Below are 17,819 nucleotides of genomic sequence, written 5' to 3' on the forward strand. Positions count from 1 at the left end.
TCAGGTTGCTAAAGGAAAAAATCGAATCGTATATCAATGGAATTGACGCCACGTTTGGCATTTCAATCAAACATTTACAGACAAACGAAGAAGTTCATATACAAGGCGACCGTTACTTTCAAACTGCAAGCGTTGTAAAGGTACCGATACTTGCTGCTTTATATGATGCCATCTATCAAGGTGAAATCGATGTCAACGAAAGGATCGAGCTACAAAGAGATGATCGAGTCCCTGGTTCCGGGGTTTTTCAGGAAATGGATGTTGGAATATCCCCGACGATTAAAGACTTGGCAATGATGATGATCATCGTCAGTGACAATATGGCGACGGACAAGTTGTTGTCGATGGTGAATGCGCAAACTGTACAGAATTATATGCGATCCCATGGACTGGAACATATTCATGTTAAACATTCGATTTGGGAGCTGTTAAGTTTGTGTGCGGGTATCTCGCCTACAGAGTATAGTGATGAAATGTTCGATCAGATTATCAACACATTGATAGCAGGCCATTATGATCGAGATAGCATCGTTTTTCAAGATAGCACGGAAAACAATGTAAGCACAACCCGTGATATGAACTGGTTAATGGAGAAGATTGCGAGAGGGGAAATCTACTCTGAAGCGTGTTCAACCGATATCCGCAATATCCTCCTCCGCCAACAATATACGCAGCGCATTCCGGGTTTATTGCCAAGAGGCACGAAGGTCGCCAATAAAACTGGGAGTTTAGGAACGGTGTATAACGACACGGGTATCGTCTATTTGCCTGATTCGAAAGGTGAATTTGTCATCACAGTATTCTCTGTCGGCAAAACGCTCGACTACGAAGGGAATGAACCGATCGCCCGTATTGCGAAAATCGCCTTCGATTATTTTTTGGAAGGGGCGGCTCGGTAGATGGAAGAGCTTTTAAGAGTAGAAGATATGCATATTTTCTTTCATGGAGAGAAAGGTGACGTCATTCCTGCGGTAAAAGGACTGAATTTCCATATCCATGAAGGGGAGACGCTTGGACTCGTTGGAGAATCGGGATGCGGGAAGAGCTTGACGTCACTTTCGATTATGCAGTTGATTCCGAAGAATGCCGGGTTTACGGAAGGAAGAATTTTGCTTGACGATACAGATGTGAATACATGCAGTGAAAAAGAAATGCGGGCTATCCGTGGGAATAAAATGTCAATGATCTTTCAAGAGCCTATGACTTCTTTGAATCCGGTTCATAAAATCGGCAAGCAAATTGGCGAAGTGCTGTTATTGCATGATGCGGGTGACCCGAAAACAATTGAAGCTCGAACGATAGAAATTCTGAAGAAAGTCGGCATACCTCGCTCTGAGAAAATTGTCGATGAGTATCCTCATCAGTTGTCAGGAGGTATGCGTCAACGTGTCATGATTGCAATGGCGATGGCATGTAACCCAAAATTGTTGATTGCAGATGAACCTACAACGGCATTGGATGTAACGATACAAGCGCAAATATTGGATTTGATGGATACGTTGCAGAAGGAATACAAAACTGCAATCCTTTTAATTACCCATGATTTAGGTGTTATAGCAGAAATGGCGGATCGTGTAATGGTCATGTATTACGGACAGATTGTTGAAGAGGCGGATGTTAGTTCATTGTTTAAGAAGCCGAAACATCCATACACAGTAGGCTTATTGAATTCTGTGCCAACTTTGGAGGCTGAGGATGAAGCGCGGCTGAATCCAATTCATGGAACTGTTCCGAATTTAGGAGACATCCAGGCAGGCTGTCCTTTCAGGGCAAGATGTGAAAGGGCATTGGACAAATGTAAAGAAGAAAATCCGCCTTTATTCCAATTGGGTAACCACTCAGTCAGATGTTGGTTGTACGAGGGGCAGGCGGTACTGGTATGAGCGAACCGTTGCTAAAAGTTAATGATTTAAAAACACATTTCCCAATCGGTAAGGGCTTGTTTAAAAGAAATAACGGATTTGTGAAAGCAGTGGATGGCATTAGTTTTCAAGTATACCGGGGCGAAACACTTGGCATTGTCGGGGAAAGTGGATGTGGGAAATCGACGATGGGACGAAGTATATTGAGATTGATTGAACCGAGCTCTGGTTCTGTCCAATTCGAAGGCCAGGAAGTGACAGAGTTGAATGGTTCTCAATTACGGAATTTGCGGAGTGAAATGCAAATCGTCTTTCAGGATCCGTATGCATCTTTAAATCCGAAAATGACGGTCGGCGCTATATTGGACGAGGCCTTGTCGACCCATCAGATTGGGGGAAATGCGAAGCGACGAAAAGAGATGATTGCGGAATTACTGATGAAAGTCGGTTTGAGTCCTTCGCATATCGGACGCTATCCGCACGAGTTCAGCGGAGGGCAAAGGCAACGGATCGGAATTGCGAGGGCCATCGCGGTCAATCCCGCTATTATTATTGCGGACGAGCCAGTTTCGGCATTGGATGTTTCAGTACAAGCCCAGATTCTGAACTTATTCGAAGAGTTGAAGGAGACATTGGGGCTGACCTATATTTTTATCGCCCATGATTTGAGCGTCGTCAAGCATGTCAGTAATCGAATCGGCGTCATGTATTTAGGGAGGATCGTGGAGCTTGCTGAAAAAAAGGAGCTATTCAAAAATCCTTTGCATCCGTATACGCAAGCTTTAATGTCAGCGGTCCCTTCGTTAGATCCAGACATGAAGAAAGAACAAATTATATTAAAAGGTGATGTCCCAAACCCTGCTTCACCACCTTCAGGATGTCCGTTTCATCCGCGATGCCAATTTGCCAAAGACGTTTGCAAAACAGCAGTACCGAAGGAAATCTCTATCAATCCAGTAAGAACCGTAAGTTGCCATATGTATGATGAAGAATACCGTAACAATTTTTAAGGTGCTTTTTATGGTGCCTTTGTAAGAAAAAATGCACTACAATTGCATAGAGAAAAACAATAAGTCAACTATCACGTACGATGGTTGACTTTTATTAGTATTTATATGCTTTGAGATAAATAGTCATAATTGCACCTTGCACAGGCACCAAAACAGGGCCACCGCCCTCCGTCACAATCCCGCCACCATCTCATGACAAGATTGTGAATTAATAACACAGACCTTTGTAATTACTGGAAAACAAATTATATTATAAATATAGGGATTAATGTACTACTAAGGGGAGGTTTTTGTATGATGGGTGGGTTTAAAGGTTTATTCAAGGTGGATCGGTCAGAAGGGGTTTCTGTCATTGATGAGCAATTCGTTACGCTTTCCTTTCAGAATGAGCAAGTGGAGCGACAAGTGGATTTCATCGATTTGAGTGTCGATGATTTACAAGTTTTGAAGCAAGTTGGTATTGTGATTGCACCTCATTTGGAAGAGATTGTTGATGGATTTTATTCGAGGGTATTGGCGATTCCTGCGCTTAAAGGAATCATTGATGTACATAGTACGACGGATCGGTTGCGGACGACGTTGCTGAACCATGTGAGGGAAATGCTGGAGGGACAGTTTGATGAGGCGTTTCGTGAGCAGCGGTTGACAATTGCTAAGGTTCACTATCATATCGGCCTGGAACCTCAATGGTATATGGGCGCTTTTCAATTGCTGCAGGATGGCATCGTTCAATTCGTGATGACGGAAATTACAGATCAAAGTCTAGCGAATCGTTTTATCCGAGCGCTTGCAAAAGTGTTCAACTTTGAACAGCAAATTGTGTTGGAAGAATACCATCGCAGCTATTCGGATGGGATTGCGCAGGAGAATCGGAAGGTCCGCGAAGAGATCAAGTCTTCCATTGGCTTTATGAGTGATAATATACATTCTTTGATAGAGAATGCGCGCGAATCGGTAGAGAAATTAGTCAAGAGAGCGGACGACGTTTCGGGGATCATTCATAAGACATCTGAACAATCGATGGTTACAAGGTCAATGGCGCAGGAAGGATACAGTCAGATGGAAGTGCTGAACGGGAAAATCATGCAAATCCAGACAGGCTCCGCTGAAATTCAAATGATGGTGAAGCAAGTGACGGAGTCGTCCAAGGAAGTTTTGGAGGTAGTTAATATTGTAAAAAATATTGCGGACCAGACGAATTTATTGGCGTTGAATTCAAGCATCGAGGCAGCGCGTGCGGGTGTGCATGGAAGGGGTTTTGGCGTTGTCGCGCAGGAGATCAAGAATTTGGCCGAGATGACGAGGGATTCTATTTTTCGGATTACAGAGTTAGTCAGGCTGAATCATAAAATGATTGATGAAACAGTACATACGCTCTCCGCTGTCGATGACCGAATTGCAGACGGAAGGCAAGGCTTTGAACAGATGAAAGAATCGTTTGAGAGCATCGTGAAGGCGATGGATGAGAATATCACGTATGTGAATCAGGCAAACGCGGATATGACTCAATTATTAAGTGGCATTCAGGATACAGAAGTGACGACGGACCGTATTATCGATGCGGTGGAGGAGTTGAATGCATCGGCGAGTCAGTTGATTCAATAATTATTCCGTTCTACTGCACCAATCATTGCACGCTTAAAAAAATGCAACCAAAATCAGCTTTCGAACGAGTAGTTTACTCGAATGAATAGCTGATTTTTATGTTATACTGGGTAGCTCGCAGTACTTGATATGAACTGCCACCAATATTTGAAAATGATGAAGTTGAGGAATGCATATGTCGAATGAACAATTGAAAAAAGGGAGTCTTTTAGCGTTTTTGCCGCTTATTGTCTTTGTTGTCCTGTTTATTGGGTCAGGAATTTTGACGAAAGACTTTTCAAATATGCCTTTGAATGTGGCGATGCTTATAGCGGCTGCTGTGGCGCTCGTAATGAATCGGCGAGAGACGTTCAGTAAAAAGGTCGATGTATTTATGAAGCATGCGGGGCATCCGAATATAATTTTAATGGCAGTCATTTTTCTTTTAGCAGGTGCCTTTGCTGGAGTGGCGAAAGGAATGGGAGCCGTTGAGTCGACGGTCAATCTAGGATTGTCTCTGCTACCTGCGAATCTGCTCATTGTCGGCTTGTTTGTCATCGGCTGTTTCATATCGATTTCGATGGGGACATCAATGGGCACGATTGTCGCGTTGGCGCCGATCGGGGTAGGGATTGCCGCTCAAACGGACATCCCTGTAGCGCTTGCCATGGCAACGGTCATTGGCGGCGCGATGTTCGGGGATAACTTGTCGATGATTTCGGATACGACAATTGCGGCGGTCAGGACGCAACAGACAAAAATGAAGGATAAGTTTAAAGTGAACTTCTTTATCGTTCTTCCGGGAGCGATACTGACGATGATTCTCCTTGCTTTGTTGACGCATGGCAATTCAGCGGAACTTACCGGTGAATACCCATTCGAAATTATAAAGATCTTGCCGTATTTGGTTGTTTTAGTGGCCGCATTGTTAGGCGCGCATGTATTGATCGTCCTCGTTGGCGGAACGATATTTGCCGGTGTCATTGGCTTGCTGGATGGTTCTTACCAGTTGGATAGCTTCTTGCAGGCAGCATCTGTTGGGATTATATCAATGGAGGATTTAGCGATTGTTTCTATTTTGATCGGCGGAATCGTCGGGATCATTCAGCATAATGGAGGCATCGATTACTTATTGCGGGTCATCACCCACAAGATCAAGTCGAAAAAAGGCGCGGAATTCGGGATTGCGGGATTAGTGAGCGTGGCGGATATTGCGACTGCTAATAATACAATCGCCATCATTATTACGGGGCCGATTGCAAAGCGCATTGCCGATGAGTACGGTATCGATCCGCGTAAATCCGCAAGTTTGCTTGATACGTTCTCAAGCGTCTGGCAAGGCGTCTTGCCGTACGGTGTCCAAGTATTGGCAGCGGCAGGCTTAGCGGCGATTTCACCGTTAAGCATCATCGTTTATTCGTTTTACCCAGTACTGATGGGGATTTGCTGCGTTGTGGCGATATTGATTGGATATCCGCGGTTTAAGAAAGCAGGGTAGGAATTTGGATTGAATTGATGAAATCAACCGGAATAGTCTTAACACAAATAATAAATCCCGCCTGGCTCTTAGCCAATGCGGGATTTATTTGTTGTTTCACATCTTGAAACGGTCAATTGCAAGGTTCAGTTTTTCACTCAAGTCTGTCAGTAATTCTGCAGCATCTGTGACTGATTGTATTGCCCTGAGCTGCTCGTCGGTTGAGGCGCTAACTTCTTCACATGCGGCTGCTGTTTCTTGGGATGTGGCCGCCATCGTCTGGATTGTCATTGCCACTTCGTCTTTACGACGGGCTACGCTCTGAATTTCATTGGAAATCGAATCGATTGAAGCCTGCATATTTTCCATCAAATCGGAGAGTTGGGCGAATGTCTTTTCCGTTTCCTGGACGACGCTTTCTTGGTCTCGGAACGTAGCGATTGTTTCATCCATCTGAGAAGTTACGAGTCGGGATTCTTCCTGTAACTGCAAGACGGTCTCTTTAACTTCTTCCGTAGCACGCGCAGACATTTCCGCAAGTTTCCGGACTTCTTCTGCAACGACTGCAAAGCCTTTTCCGTGTTCGCCTGCACGAGCCGCTTCAATGCTTGCGTTCAGTGCAAGAAGGTTTGTCTGTGAGGAAATATCAGTGATTGTTTCCATGACTCCACCGATTTCCTTTACCTTTTCACCAAGGGCACTAATGGCGTCGTTCATAGACTTCAGATTTGTGCCTGATGATTCGAACTTCTGTTGAAGATTGTGCATCTGGGTTTGGCCATTCGTGTTCATCTTGCCTGTCTGCTCCGCTACTGTCTTCATTGAAATCGCACGTTCCGTAATATCGTTAATCTGCCTGCCAAGTTCATCTGCCTTTTCAGTGACCGTTTCGGCATCTTCCGCGGATCTGGAAGCGCCATGTGCAATTTCATTGACGGCATGTGCGACTTCCGAGCTTGACGCACTCGTCTCTTCTGCCACGGCACTCAAACTTTCAGAGTTTGTCTTGACATGGTCAGCGGATTGATTAACAACGGAAATAATGCCATGCATGTTGACAATCATTTTGTTGAAGTTTTCGCCAAGTTGTCCAATCTCATCTTTCGTACGGATATCCGATTGGACGGTCAGATCGCCTTCTGCTACTTCATCCATCAAGCTTCGAAGACGTGCAATCGGTTTAAGCATTCTGCTAATGAGGAAGTACAGGCCGATTCCGACTACGACGAGTGTGGTAATTGAAATGATGAAAATTGAAAATAGCAGCTGACGGGACATTTCCATAAGGTTATTCTCTTCATACACTGTACTGACCTTCCAACCAAACTCGGGAATGGTTGAATGGACGTTGATCATCTTGTCTCCGTTCTCATCATTGTATGTCTCATTCCCTTGGTCAGAACCGTACATATTCTTGACATAGGCAATCTCCATCAAGTTTTCCCCGCCTTTTGTTGGATGCGCAATCGCTGTGCCGTTTTCGTCAAAAAGTGCGGAATAGCCATCATGCGGAATATACGTCGAGTTCAGCATTTCGGCGATAGCGGTCAACATGAGGTCAACCCCGGCCACACCGACTACAGTTCCGTTCTTCTCGACAGCAATGGAAGCAGTAATCATGAAATTGCCGCTGACCTCATCGATGTACGGTGACGACCATTGAACCTTGCCCGGTTCAGCAATCGCGATTTCATACCATGGACGGCTTGTCGGATCGAAGCCAGTCAAATCCGACACCGGATAAATGTTGATATGCTTAGAAGGTAGTGCATAATAGACTGCCACTGCATCGGAATAGACGCCCAAGAAGTTTTTCAGTCTTTGAATCAACTCCGCTTCACTTACACTTGAACCACTAGGGCCAGCGAAGTTCATAATTTCATCCGAGTCAGTAAGTGCATCTATTCCTTTCGAATATTGTGCAAGGAAGTTTTCCACAGAGTAACCCATCTGGCTCGAAATAGCGTCGCTTGAATCGATAACACTTTCCAGCGACCGTTTCTTCACCTGGCCATTAAGCATGAAGGCCATGAGTAAGGTTCCCGCAAAGAATAGAATTAGAGCTGTGAAGATGATCTTAATTTTTAGTGATTTGACCATAAATATTCACCCTTCCTAGTAAATTTGATCTATATATGTTATTTCGACAAATTCTGTAGCGATTCAAGTGATTTCCCAACCGGGTGAACAAAATAGTTTCTCTTATTAATTTTTATATTAGAAACGCTTTCTTTTCGGTGAATGAGTAAAGAACTATTCAGATTATAAGTTACAAATGTATAACCAAAACCAATAGGTCAACTGTCTCAAATGACGGTTGAGTTTATTTTTATTTTTATAATTTTAGTTGAATTGTCATAAATGTGTCTTGCACAGGCACGACAATGAGCCGATTTTTTGTCGATTTGTGTAAGATAATAACCCCGGATCATGTTATGATAGGTAGACATAAAAAAACGTCCTTAACAGATAAATAGATATAGGAAAGTATTTCAAATGGAAAGGGGCTGAAGAAGTTGAAGAGTTCACCAGTAACCCAAGAAACGATCTTGCAAGCAATTTTAGAGTTATCGAACCAGCTGAAGGAAACTAAAGTGGAATTGAAAGAAGAAATTCAAGAAGTGAAGACGGATGTCAAAGTCTTAAAAGATGATGTCAAAATCTTGAAAGAAGATGTGAAGCGCCTCGAAGACAAAGTAGAGAAGATTGATGCAAAATTCGAAGTATTGAACTCATCACTGCTCTCAACTCAAGCAGACGTACATCGATTAAAAAAGGGGTTTTATGATCACTAAAACTTCCGCTAAGGTGCAATCGGCATCCAGCGGAAGTTTTTTTATTGTCATATAAAAAACGAGTATTCTAAAGTTTTCCTCCATTCTATCGAAAGTATCGTATAATAGAAGAAAAAAACGGGGGAATTCCATTGGACTACTTATATAACCCATACCCAACAACTCGCCATACCGTATTCGCGCGGAAAGGGATGGTGGCGACATCGCAACCGCTGGCGTCTCAAGCGGGCATTGAAGTAATGCAGAAAGGCGGGAATGCGGTCGATGCTGCGATAGCAACTGCCGCTGCGCTTACGGTCGTCGAGCCGACAACGAACGGACTTGGCGGCGATGCGTTTGCGATTGTATGGATGAAGGATAAGCTGTATGGCTTGAATGCGTCCGGGCCTGCGCCAGAAGCATTGACGCTTGACGCAATGAAAGAGGCAGGGCATGAAAAGATTCCGACATTTGGATTCACGCCAATTACGGTGCCAGGGGTTCCCTCTGCTTGGGCGGAGCTATCGAAACGATTCGGCAAGTTGCCGTTGATCGAATCGCTTGCTCCTGCAATCCGTTATGCGGAAGAAGGATATCCGCTCACTCCAGTTTTAGGGAAGTATTGGAAAATGGCATACAATAAATTCAAATCGCTAGACTCTGCTGAGTTCGACGAGTGGTTCAAAGTGTTCGCGCCGGATGGCCGAGCGCCGGAAATCGGAGAAATGTGGAAGTCGCCGGATCATGCAAAGACATTGCGTGCTATCGGTGAAACGAATGCAGAGTCATTTTACAAAGGAGCGCTTGCGAATTTGATTGACGCTCATGTAATCGAGAACAATGGTTATCTCCGTAAATCAGATCTTGAAAACTATAAAGCGGAATGGGTTGATCCGATTTCGACGAATTATCGAGGCTATGATGTGTGGGAAATCCCGCCGAATGGGCAAGGTGTCGTGGCGCTAATGGCACTTAATATATTCTCTGAAATGAATCCTGCCGCAGCGGGAGACGTTCAGTCGTTGCACGAACAAATCGAGTCGATGAAGCTCGCTTTTACTGACGGAAAAGCATTCATTACCGAACAACAAGACATGCCGATTGATGTGAAGGAATTGCTGTCGAAGGATTATGCGAAGAAACGTGCCGCGGAAATTAAAGAACGGGCAACTGTTCCGGAGCCGTTTGAGCTTCCTCGAGGCGGAACGATCTATTTGGCGACTGCGGATGAAGAGGGAAATATGGTTTCATTCATCCAATCGAATTATATGGGCTTCGGTTCGGGAGTTGTCGTGCCGGGAACAGGAATCGCGCTCCAAAACCGAGGAGTTGATTTCTCGCTCGACCCAACACACCCGAATGTCTTGAAGCCGGGCAAACGGACATATAACACGATTATCCCAGGCTTCCTCACGAAAGATGGACAAGCTGTCGGCCCGTTCGGAGTCATGGGCGGTTTCATGCAGCCACAAGGCCATTTCCAAGTCGTCGTCAACACGGTCGACTATCATTTGAATCCACAAGCGACGTTGGACTCGCCGCGCTGGCAATGGATCGAAGGGAATAAAGTGCACGTCGAACCGAACTTCCCGAACCATATTGCGCAAGCGCTCGTCCGGCTAGGGCATCAAGTAGTGCCGACATTGGACGGCGGTTCCTTCGGCAGAGGGCAGATCATTTGGCGCGACCCGGAAACCGGCGTCCTCGCAGGCGGTACCGAAGCTAGAACCGATGGATCGATTGCCGTTTGGTGATGAAATTTTAAACTAATCATAATACCTCCTTTTCAGTTTCCACAGCGAAGCTGAAAGGAGGTATTTTTTATAGGTGTCATCCAATTCAGAACCTTCTATGTTAAAATAGTTAGAAAGAGATACTAGGGTAGGTGAGAATCGATGCAGACAAAGCCCATTTTACTATCCAAACTGATGCCGCCAACGCCGTCCGCCACGTATATGCGGAGAGCTTCGTTCATTAAAAAGATGAAGATGGCGAACCGGGTGAAGCTGACTTTATTGCATAGCGGAGCGGGGTATGGGAAGAGTTCAGGACTTTCTGCTTATTTCCATGATACGAACGCTGAATACAGTTGGTATTCCGTGACGGATGAAGATGATGACGTCCTTCCGTTCATTACATATTTGACGCAAAGTATCCGTCGTGTCGTGCCGGAATTCGGGGCTTCCTTGTCTGAATGGGAGGAGCCGACGTTGCATCCGAAGGAAATGGATCTTGAACGATGGCTCGCCCTTTTCATGAATGAGCTTTGTGAATTCGACACCACTCTTTTCATTGTCATCGATGATTTTCACCACGTCGACCATGTGTTTTTAGTCAATTATCTCGTCGAAAAGATGATCGGTTCATTGCCGCCGAACATCCATCTCATCGTCGCGACGCGGAACCGACCGCGATGGGCGAGCCTCGTCAAATTGAAGGTGACTGGCCAACTGAACGAACTAATGGAGGAAGACTTTCTATTTTCGGAAGAGGAAGTTGCGGTTTTTTACGAGGATTATTTCGAACAGACCCTAACAGAAGCGGAGGCGGCATCCGTTATTCGTTTGACGGAAGGATGGGCGATTGCGGTCAATTTGCTTGCGCTTCATCTTGCCGGGGGTGAAACTCATTTGCCGACTGCGATGAAGCCCGCGTTGCATGAGCTATTTGCCTATCTATCCGAAGAAGTGTTCAACCGGATGAGTGAGGAAGAGAAAGATTGGTTACTGGCTTTCTCGATCTTTCCGACATTTTCTTTGCAGCTTGTCGGTGAGTTTTATGGCAATGAAGCGGCAAGTACACTTGAGCAATTGGCGGAACGACATGTGTTCATCCAAACTCTCGGGGAAGGGACGTATCGTTACCATGCTCTCTTCCATCAATTTTTGGAGCGCAAATGGCAGTCGGTCAATCCTGATCAATTTTATACAACTCAAAAACAGGCGACTGAGTTTTATATTCGGCAATCAAACCCGATCCAAGCCATTTCTCATGCCGTCAAAAGTGGTGATCCCACATTCATCGGTCAAATTATTGTTAACAATGGATCAACCTTAATCAAAGCTGGCCAGTTTGAGTGGCTGCTCGATATTATCAAAGGCTTATCGCCGGACATTCTTGAAAGATTTTATCCACTCTATTATTTTGAAGGAGAGGCGCATCGGTACCGTGCTTTTTACGAGAAAGCGAGAGTAGCGTATACGGCGTGCATCGAGGCGGCGGAAAAGCAGTGCGATGATTATTATGCAGGTCGCGCACATGCGGGAATCGCGAATATTTATCTTGATACGATCCAACCTGGACTCGCAGATCCGTATTTGATGAATGCGATTCTTTTCGCGGAGAAGAGCGAAAGGACAAGCGAATTGGAAATGGAATTATTGAAACGTCAATTCGCAGAAAATCTCGTGAATCTCGGTAAAGCTTCAGACGCTGCAAAATGGGTGCAGCATGAAATCCATGACGTGGCCATTCTTCGTGAAGGGAATTTGGATGCTAGGATTGCGCTCCGGACCGGAAAATTACGGGAAGCGCAAGCGATTTTGACGGAACGTATCGATGATTCGACGTTGCCTGATGCTCATCGGGAAACCGATATTTTACTGTCTTTGATTTATTCGATGACGGGCGAGAACGAACTCGCTTTGGAGAGTGCAACAAGAGGAATCGAGCTTGGAAAAGCGGAGAAATCGGGTTTCATCGAAGCTGTAGGGCTTATCAGGATGGGGCATGCGAGAACGATAGCCAACCCGGCTGATGTAGCCGTTGCGAAGGAACATTATCTCCGGGCAATCGAACGGATGGATGAGCTGAACGTGTCGCGAGGGAACGCGGAGCCTTATATGGGCTTGTCGATTGTGGCGGCGCGGCAAGGCGAATTTGCGGAAGCGATCCGGTACGGAGAAGCGGGCTTGCGGGAGACGGAGAAGGTCAATGATGGTTGGCTTTCCGCATTAATTCATATTGGACTCGCAATCGTCCACTTTTACGGAAACAATGATTTGGACACGGAACACCATTTGATTGAGGCGAATCGTTTATTCCAAACATGTGGAGATGTATACGGAGAAATGGTAACCGCATTTTGGTCAATGAACTTGTATGATCGAACCGGCAATGAAGCACGTTTTTCCAAGCACGCCGACCGATTTTTTTCACTTTGTCTGGATTATTCCTTCTTTCTAACGGCAGACACTGTTTTCGGCCCGTTTGACCGCCAGTCCATCCATCCTTTAGTGCTCAAGTCGGCACGTTTCCATATAGAGCACACTGGCATTCAGCACACCATTCATCTCCTTGGATTGGAAGATACCACTTCGCATCCAGGCTATAAAATCGAAGTCCAACTTTTAGGTCCTTTCATGATTCAACTTGGGCTTGAAGAAGTCGACGACCGGAAATGGCAGCGGGATAAGTCGAAGGAAATCTTCCTATATTTATTATTGAATAAAAACCGTTTCGTCCCGAAAGAAGAAATCATGCAGGCGCTTTGGGAAGATGCCGACGACAAGAGCGCCGACCGGGATTTTAAAGTGGCATTGAATGCCTTGCTGAAAGTGATTGAACCGAATCGAAGTGCCAGGGGAAATCCGTTTTTCATTCTCCGAAAACAAACGATGTACCGGCTAAACCCGAAAGCAGACATCCGGACAGATCTTGAACGATTCAAACAATACGTAGAAGCTGGTCTATCTGAAAAGACAGCCGAAAAAGCAGTCGACCAATTGTTGAAGGCAACTTCGCTGTACAAAGGAAAGCTCTTCGAGGAAAAGCTATCCGTCGAATGGATTACACAAGAACGCGAGCGCATCGAACTGCTCTACATCCAAGCACTCGAACGCCTTGCCCAGTCCTATACGAGACTGCAAAACTATGGAAAAACGATTGAATGGGCGGAGAAACTTTTGCGGATTGATCAAACATGGGAAGAAGCGTACCGCTTGCTCATGTATGCACATTATCAACTCCAAAATCGCCCACAGTCCATCAAATGGTACCGCAAATGCCAATCCGTTTTGCAAGACGAACTCGCCATTGAACCAATGGAAACAACCGAGCAGATGTACAAGATGATTATGAATGAATTATAGAGCTTTTAATAATAAAAGAGACAAAAAGGTGAAGGAAAGCAAATATTCCTTTACCTTTTTCTATATTGTATTTATTTAATCTAAGAAGCATCTTTGATTGGAGCGGAGGGCGGCGACTCCGGCGGGAACAGCACGAGGTGAAGACCCTGGACCGAGCGCAGCGAGGGAAGCGGCTGAAGCCGTGCCCGCGGAACGCGTCCGCACGAAGCGGAAATCAACTTTGCAATCTGCGTTTGTAACTCTTTTGCAACTCCTCTCCCATAGAGTAATAGACAGGAAGAAAGCGTTTACAAAACGAATGGGAGAGAGGAGTTGCAGTATGAAGAAGCAATTGTGGTTAGTTCTATTATTTGCAATGATGCTAGTCATTAGCGCGGCTTGCAGCAAATCGGAAGAAGGAGATGCATCGTCTTCTGAAAAGGAAACGCCATCGAATACAACGCCTGTATCGGGAGAAGCAAGTAGTGAAGAAGGCGGCACAATCAAAATCGGTGTCCTCGCCTCATTAACTGGAGCGCTCGAGTCATACGGAAAGCAAACAAGACAAGGCTTCGAGCTCGGTCTTGAATATGCGACTGGCGGCACGATGGAAGTCGCAGGCAAGAAAATCGAAGTCGTTTTCGAAGATACCGAAACGAAACCTGAAGTCGCTGTCCAAAAAGCGACGAAGCTTTTAGAAGAGGATGAAGTTGATTTCCTCGTCGGTTCTTCTAGTTCTGGTGACACACTTGCTGTTCTTCCGTTAGCGGAAGAATACGAGAAAATCATGATCGTCGAACCGGCTGTTGCGGATAGCATCACAGGTTCAGAATTTAACCCGTTTATTTTCCGGACGGCGCGTAACTCGTCACAAGATGCTGTCGCTGGAGCCGCTGCTATCGCTGGGCCAGGCGTGAAAATTGCAACGTTTGCACCGGATTATTCATTCGGATGGGATGGCGTAGCGGCGTTCAAGAAAGCTGCTGAAGATTTAGGAGCAGAAATCGTGATCGAAGAATTTGCGGATCCAGCAGCAACGGATTTTACATCCAACTTGCAAAAGATTATTGAAGCAGACCCTGATTATATGTTTGTCGTTTGGGCTGGGGCGAACTCGCCTTGGAACCAGATCGCTGATTTGAAGATGCAAGAGAAAGGCATCAAAATCTCGACAGGTGCACCGGATATTCCTGCACTTTCCATCATGGAGCCGCTCGTCGGAATGGAAGGGTTCTCGGTTTACTACCATACACTTCCTGACAATGAAATTAACGATTGGTTAGTCGAGGAGCATAAAGCGCGCTATAACGGCGAAGTTCCTGACCTATTCACGCCAGGAGGTATGACAGCTGCGATCGCAATTGTCGAAGCGTTGAAAAAGACGGATGGAGACGCGGATGGCAATACGTTGATCGGTGTTATGGAAGGTATGTCATTCGACACACCGAAAGGTACAATGACTTTCCGTGCGGAAGATCACCAAGCACTGCAAACGCTTTATTCCATCAAGCTTGAAAAGCAGGATGGCGTACCATATCCGGTTCCAGTGCTGATCAGGGAGCTTTCGCCTGAAGAAACTGAGCCGCCGATCAATAACTGATCACCTATAGGAAATGAAATATGGAAGGACAGTGAACTCGCTGTCCTTCTCAATCACATCAAAACAGTTTGATCCGATTGAGAAGGATGGGGAAGGAGGAGAACGAGTGGAACCGATTATCAGAACAGAAAACCTGACAATCCGATTCGGCGGGCATACTGCCGTATCGCATGTGAATTTTGAAATGCCGCCACGGCACTTGAAGTCGATCATCGGGCCGAATGGCGCGGGCAAGACGACATTTTTCAATTTATTGAGCGGAGAGCTGAAACCGACGGAAGGGGATGTCTTCTTCAAAGGAGAATCGATGGCTCCTTTATCAGCAGTTGCCCGGACGCGGAAAGGGCTTGGCCGTTCATTCCAGATAACGAATGTGTTTCCGAATTTGACTGTGCTGGAAAATGTCCGGCTCGCAGTCCAATCAAAGGAGAAGATCCGGTATCAAATGATTCGGCATTTTATTCATTATAAGCAGCTCATCGAAGAGGCGGAGAAATTGATTGCCCTTGTACTGCTTGACGGAAAAGAACATGCCATCGCAAGCCAATTATCCCATGGGGAGAAACGGAAGCTTGAAATCGCGATGCTTCTTGCGCTCGATACGGAAGTTCTGTTGCTCGATGAACCGACGGCTGGGATGTCTCTTGAGGAAGTGCCAGCGATATTGGACGTCATCCGGAAAATTAAACAAACAGGTGAAAAAACGATTTTGTTAATCGAACACAAAATGGATATGATTTTGGATTTATCGGATTCCATCATGGTGCTCTTCAACGGCAAACTGCTGGCGGATGGGAGCCCAAAGGAAATTATGGACAACGAAACTGTACAAAATGCATATTTGGGAGGCCTCTACGATGAAAACCTTGCTGAAAGTTGATGGCATCCATACTCATATTGGCCAGTACCATATCCTTCAAGGCATTTCCTTCGAAGCACGTGAAGGGGAAGTGAGCGTTCTTCTTGGTCGGAACGGAGCGGGAAAGACGACGACACTAAAAACAATTATGGGATTGACGCCGGCTTCAAAAGGTACGGTTCAATTCATAGGACAGGATATTACGAAAAAAGCGACGTACACGATCGCAAACGCCGGAATCGGCTATGTGCCTGAAGACCAAGGCATCTTCGGCGATTTGACTGTCGAGGAGAATATGAAAGTAGCTATGCGGAAGGAAGACGAAGCTGCGTTTGCGCGACAAGATTATGTGCTGGAACTTTTTCCGGATTTGAAGAAGTTTTGGAAGAAGGACGGCGGCCATTTGTCTGGCGGGCAGAAGCAAATGCTTTCGATGGCAAGGGCGTTCGTCAATGACAGCAAGCTGCTCCTCATTGATGAACCGTCGAAAGGATTGGCGCCGATCGTCGTCGAGAAGGTGATGGAAGCAATTACTGAAATGAAGAAAAGCACGACGATTGTGCTCGTGGAACAGAATTTCATTATGGCAAGCCGGATCGGCGACCGTTATACGCTCATCGACGACGGAGAGACGGTCCATGCAGGGGATATGGCAGATTTAATCCACAACGAAGAAATAAAACGCAAATACTTAGGAATCGGATGAAGGGGGCTGCACGATGGATTTACTTATCAATTTAACGATAAACGGTTTGGCGACGGGCATGCTCATCTTCCTTCTCGCTTCCGGTTTGACGCTCATTTTCGGACTCATGAGCGTGCTGAATTTCGCGCATGGGGGGCTGTTCGCGTGGGGTGCGTTTTCGGGTGTATGGTTCTATACGATATCGGGAAGCTTCATTGTCGGCATTCTTGGCGCTATCCTTACAGGAATCATTCTCGGTTTCATTACCGAAAAGTTGATTATTACGCCGGTGTACGGCAATCACGTTCAGCAGATCCTCATTACGCTCGGCTTCATGCTCGTGCTTGCTGAAATGCTGAAAGTCGTTTGGGGACCGAATCAAATCGCGGCGAAAGTGCCTCCGTATTTGGCGGGAAGCTGGGAATTCGGGGATGTCCTCATCATCAAATATAGGTTGTTCATCATCATCGTAGGCTTCGTCATATTCGGCATTTTCCAATACATGCTGCAAAAGACAAAAATCGGCCTAATCGTTCGGGCTGGCGTCTTGGATAAGGATATGGTTCAGGCGCTAGGCATCAATATTAAGCGTGTTTTCTTGTACGTCTTCATGGCGGGTGCTGCGCTTGCGGCGTTGAGCGGTGTTCTGTTTGCGCCGTATTCAGGTGTCATCTACGCGGAGATGGGCTTTGAATTTGCGATTTTGGCGTTCATCGTCGTTGTCATCGGCGGGATGGGCAGCTTCCCAGGCTCGTTGTTTGCCGCCATTTTGGTCGGCCTCGCGGGAAGCTATATGGCGTATTACGTTCCCGCTCTATCACTTGCGGTCAATATGTTGCTTATGGCAATCGTATTAATATTCCGTCCGCAAGGGCTTTTCACAGCAAAGGGGTGACGGC

General features: G+C 45.9%; 13 protein-coding genes. 12 read left to right on the top strand and 1 reads right to left on the bottom strand.

Going from position 1 to position 17,819, the window contains the following annotated elements; translation table 11 throughout:
- The first annotated feature begins 5 nt into the window (after positions 1-5).
- The 5 genes from AC0L13_RS05075 to AC0L13_RS05095 all read left to right on the top strand — a co-directional run bounded on the left by AC0L13_RS05075 (position 6) and on the right by AC0L13_RS05095 (position 5,954).
- Positions 6-899 carry a serine hydrolase gene (locus AC0L13_RS05075; protein WP_473644610.1) on the top strand — a complete coding sequence of 298 codons (894 nt, stop codon included), beginning with the start codon at positions 6-8 and terminating at the stop codon, positions 897-899.
- On the top strand, positions 900-1,883 hold the full coding sequence (locus AC0L13_RS05080; protein ID WP_473644612.1) for an ABC transporter ATP-binding protein: 984 nt from the start codon (positions 900-902) through the stop codon (positions 1,881-1,883).
- A complete protein-coding gene (locus tag AC0L13_RS05085; protein WP_473644614.1) occupies positions 1,880-2,872 on the top strand; it encodes an ABC transporter ATP-binding protein in 993 nt (330 codons plus the stop codon). The genes AC0L13_RS05080 and AC0L13_RS05085 overlap by 4 nt, the downstream gene beginning before the upstream one ends.
- Before the next feature lie 297 nt (positions 2,873-3,169).
- Positions 3,170-4,477: a protoglobin domain-containing protein gene (locus AC0L13_RS05090; protein ID WP_473644616.1), complete on the top strand. Its 1,308-nt coding sequence runs from the start codon at positions 3,170-3,172 to the stop codon at positions 4,475-4,477.
- A gap of 175 nt (positions 4,478-4,652) precedes the next feature.
- On the top strand, positions 4,653-5,954 hold the full coding sequence (locus tag AC0L13_RS05095; RefSeq protein ID WP_473644618.1) for a Na+/H+ antiporter NhaC family protein: 1,302 nt from the start codon (positions 4,653-4,655) through the stop codon (positions 5,952-5,954).
- Between the two features lie 96 nt (positions 5,955-6,050).
- Here the strand turns inward: AC0L13_RS05095 and AC0L13_RS05100 are convergent, their stop codons facing one another.
- Positions 6,051-8,033: a methyl-accepting chemotaxis protein gene (locus AC0L13_RS05100; protein WP_473644620.1), complete on the bottom strand. Its 1,983-nt coding sequence runs from the start codon at positions 8,031-8,033 to the stop codon at positions 6,051-6,053.
- Positions 8,034-8,449: 416 nt separating this feature from the next.
- Here AC0L13_RS05100 and AC0L13_RS05105 point away from each other — a divergent pair, with 416 nt between their 5' ends.
- The 7 genes from AC0L13_RS05105 (at position 8,450) to AC0L13_RS05135 (ending at position 17,815) form a co-directional block, all read left to right on the top strand.
- Positions 8,450-8,728, top strand: a complete 279-nt coding sequence (locus AC0L13_RS05105) for a hypothetical protein (protein WP_473644623.1) — start codon at positions 8,450-8,452, stop codon at positions 8,726-8,728.
- Between the two features lie 131 nt (positions 8,729-8,859).
- Positions 8,860-10,461, top strand: a complete 1,602-nt coding sequence (locus AC0L13_RS05110; RefSeq protein ID WP_473644625.1) for a gamma-glutamyltransferase family protein — start codon at positions 8,860-8,862, stop codon at positions 10,459-10,461.
- A 141-nt stretch (positions 10,462-10,602) separates the two neighbouring features.
- The gene (locus AC0L13_RS05115) at positions 10,603-13,797 is read left to right on the top strand and encodes a BTAD domain-containing putative transcriptional regulator (RefSeq protein ID WP_473644627.1); all 3,195 of its coding nucleotides are present in this window, start codon (positions 10,603-10,605) and stop codon (positions 13,795-13,797) included.
- 319 nt (positions 13,798-14,116) lie between these two features.
- Positions 14,117-15,376, top strand: coding sequence for a substrate-binding domain-containing protein (locus AC0L13_RS05120; RefSeq protein WP_473644629.1), 1,260 nt, complete (start codon positions 14,117-14,119; stop codon positions 15,374-15,376).
- A 106-nt stretch (positions 15,377-15,482) separates the two neighbouring features.
- The gene (locus tag AC0L13_RS05125) at positions 15,483-16,256 is read left to right on the top strand and encodes an ABC transporter ATP-binding protein (RefSeq protein WP_473644630.1); all 774 of its coding nucleotides are present in this window, start codon (positions 15,483-15,485) and stop codon (positions 16,254-16,256) included.
- Complete coding sequence (locus AC0L13_RS05130) at positions 16,234-16,941, top strand: ABC transporter ATP-binding protein (protein ID WP_473644633.1); 708 nt, start codon at positions 16,234-16,236, stop codon at positions 16,939-16,941. Before AC0L13_RS05125 ends, AC0L13_RS05130 begins: the two co-directional genes overlap by 23 nt.
- Before the next feature lie 13 nt (positions 16,942-16,954).
- Entirely contained in the window at positions 16,955-17,815 is an 861-nt protein-coding gene (locus AC0L13_RS05135) for a branched-chain amino acid ABC transporter permease (protein ID WP_473644634.1), read from the top strand.
- Positions 17,816-17,819: the final 4 nt, after the last annotated feature.

It is taken from the genome of Sporosarcina sp. QA0331 (assembly GCF_055808055.1).

Excerpts from the sequence above, each read along its gene's own strand:
- AC0L13_RS05130 (WP_473644633.1), top strand. The coding sequence starts at position 16,234 with ATGAAAACCTTGCTGAAAGTTGATGGCATCCATACTCATATTGGCCAG.
- AC0L13_RS05120 (WP_473644629.1), top strand. The coding sequence starts at position 14,117 with ATGAAGAAGCAATTGTGGTTAGTTCTATTATTTGCAATGATGCTAGTC.
- AC0L13_RS05095 (WP_473644618.1), top strand. The coding sequence starts at position 4,653 with ATGTCGAATGAACAATTGAAAAAAGGGAGTCTTTTAGCGTTTTTGCCG.
- AC0L13_RS05090 (WP_473644616.1), top strand. The coding sequence starts at position 3,170 with ATGGGTGGGTTTAAAGGTTTATTCAAGGTGGATCGGTCAGAAGGGGTT.
- AC0L13_RS05080 (WP_473644612.1), top strand. The coding sequence starts at position 900 with ATGGAAGAGCTTTTAAGAGTAGAAGATATGCATATTTTCTTTCATGGA.
- AC0L13_RS05100 (WP_473644620.1), bottom strand. The coding sequence starts at position 8,033 with ATGGTCAAATCACTAAAAATTAAGATCATCTTCACAGCTCTAATTCTA.
- AC0L13_RS05135 (WP_473644634.1), top strand. The coding sequence starts at position 16,955 with ATGGATTTACTTATCAATTTAACGATAAACGGTTTGGCGACGGGCATG.
- AC0L13_RS05085 (WP_473644614.1), top strand. The coding sequence starts at position 1,880 with ATGAGCGAACCGTTGCTAAAAGTTAATGATTTAAAAACACATTTCCCA.
- AC0L13_RS05115 (WP_473644627.1), top strand. The coding sequence starts at position 10,603 with ATGCAGACAAAGCCCATTTTACTATCCAAACTGATGCCGCCAACGCCG.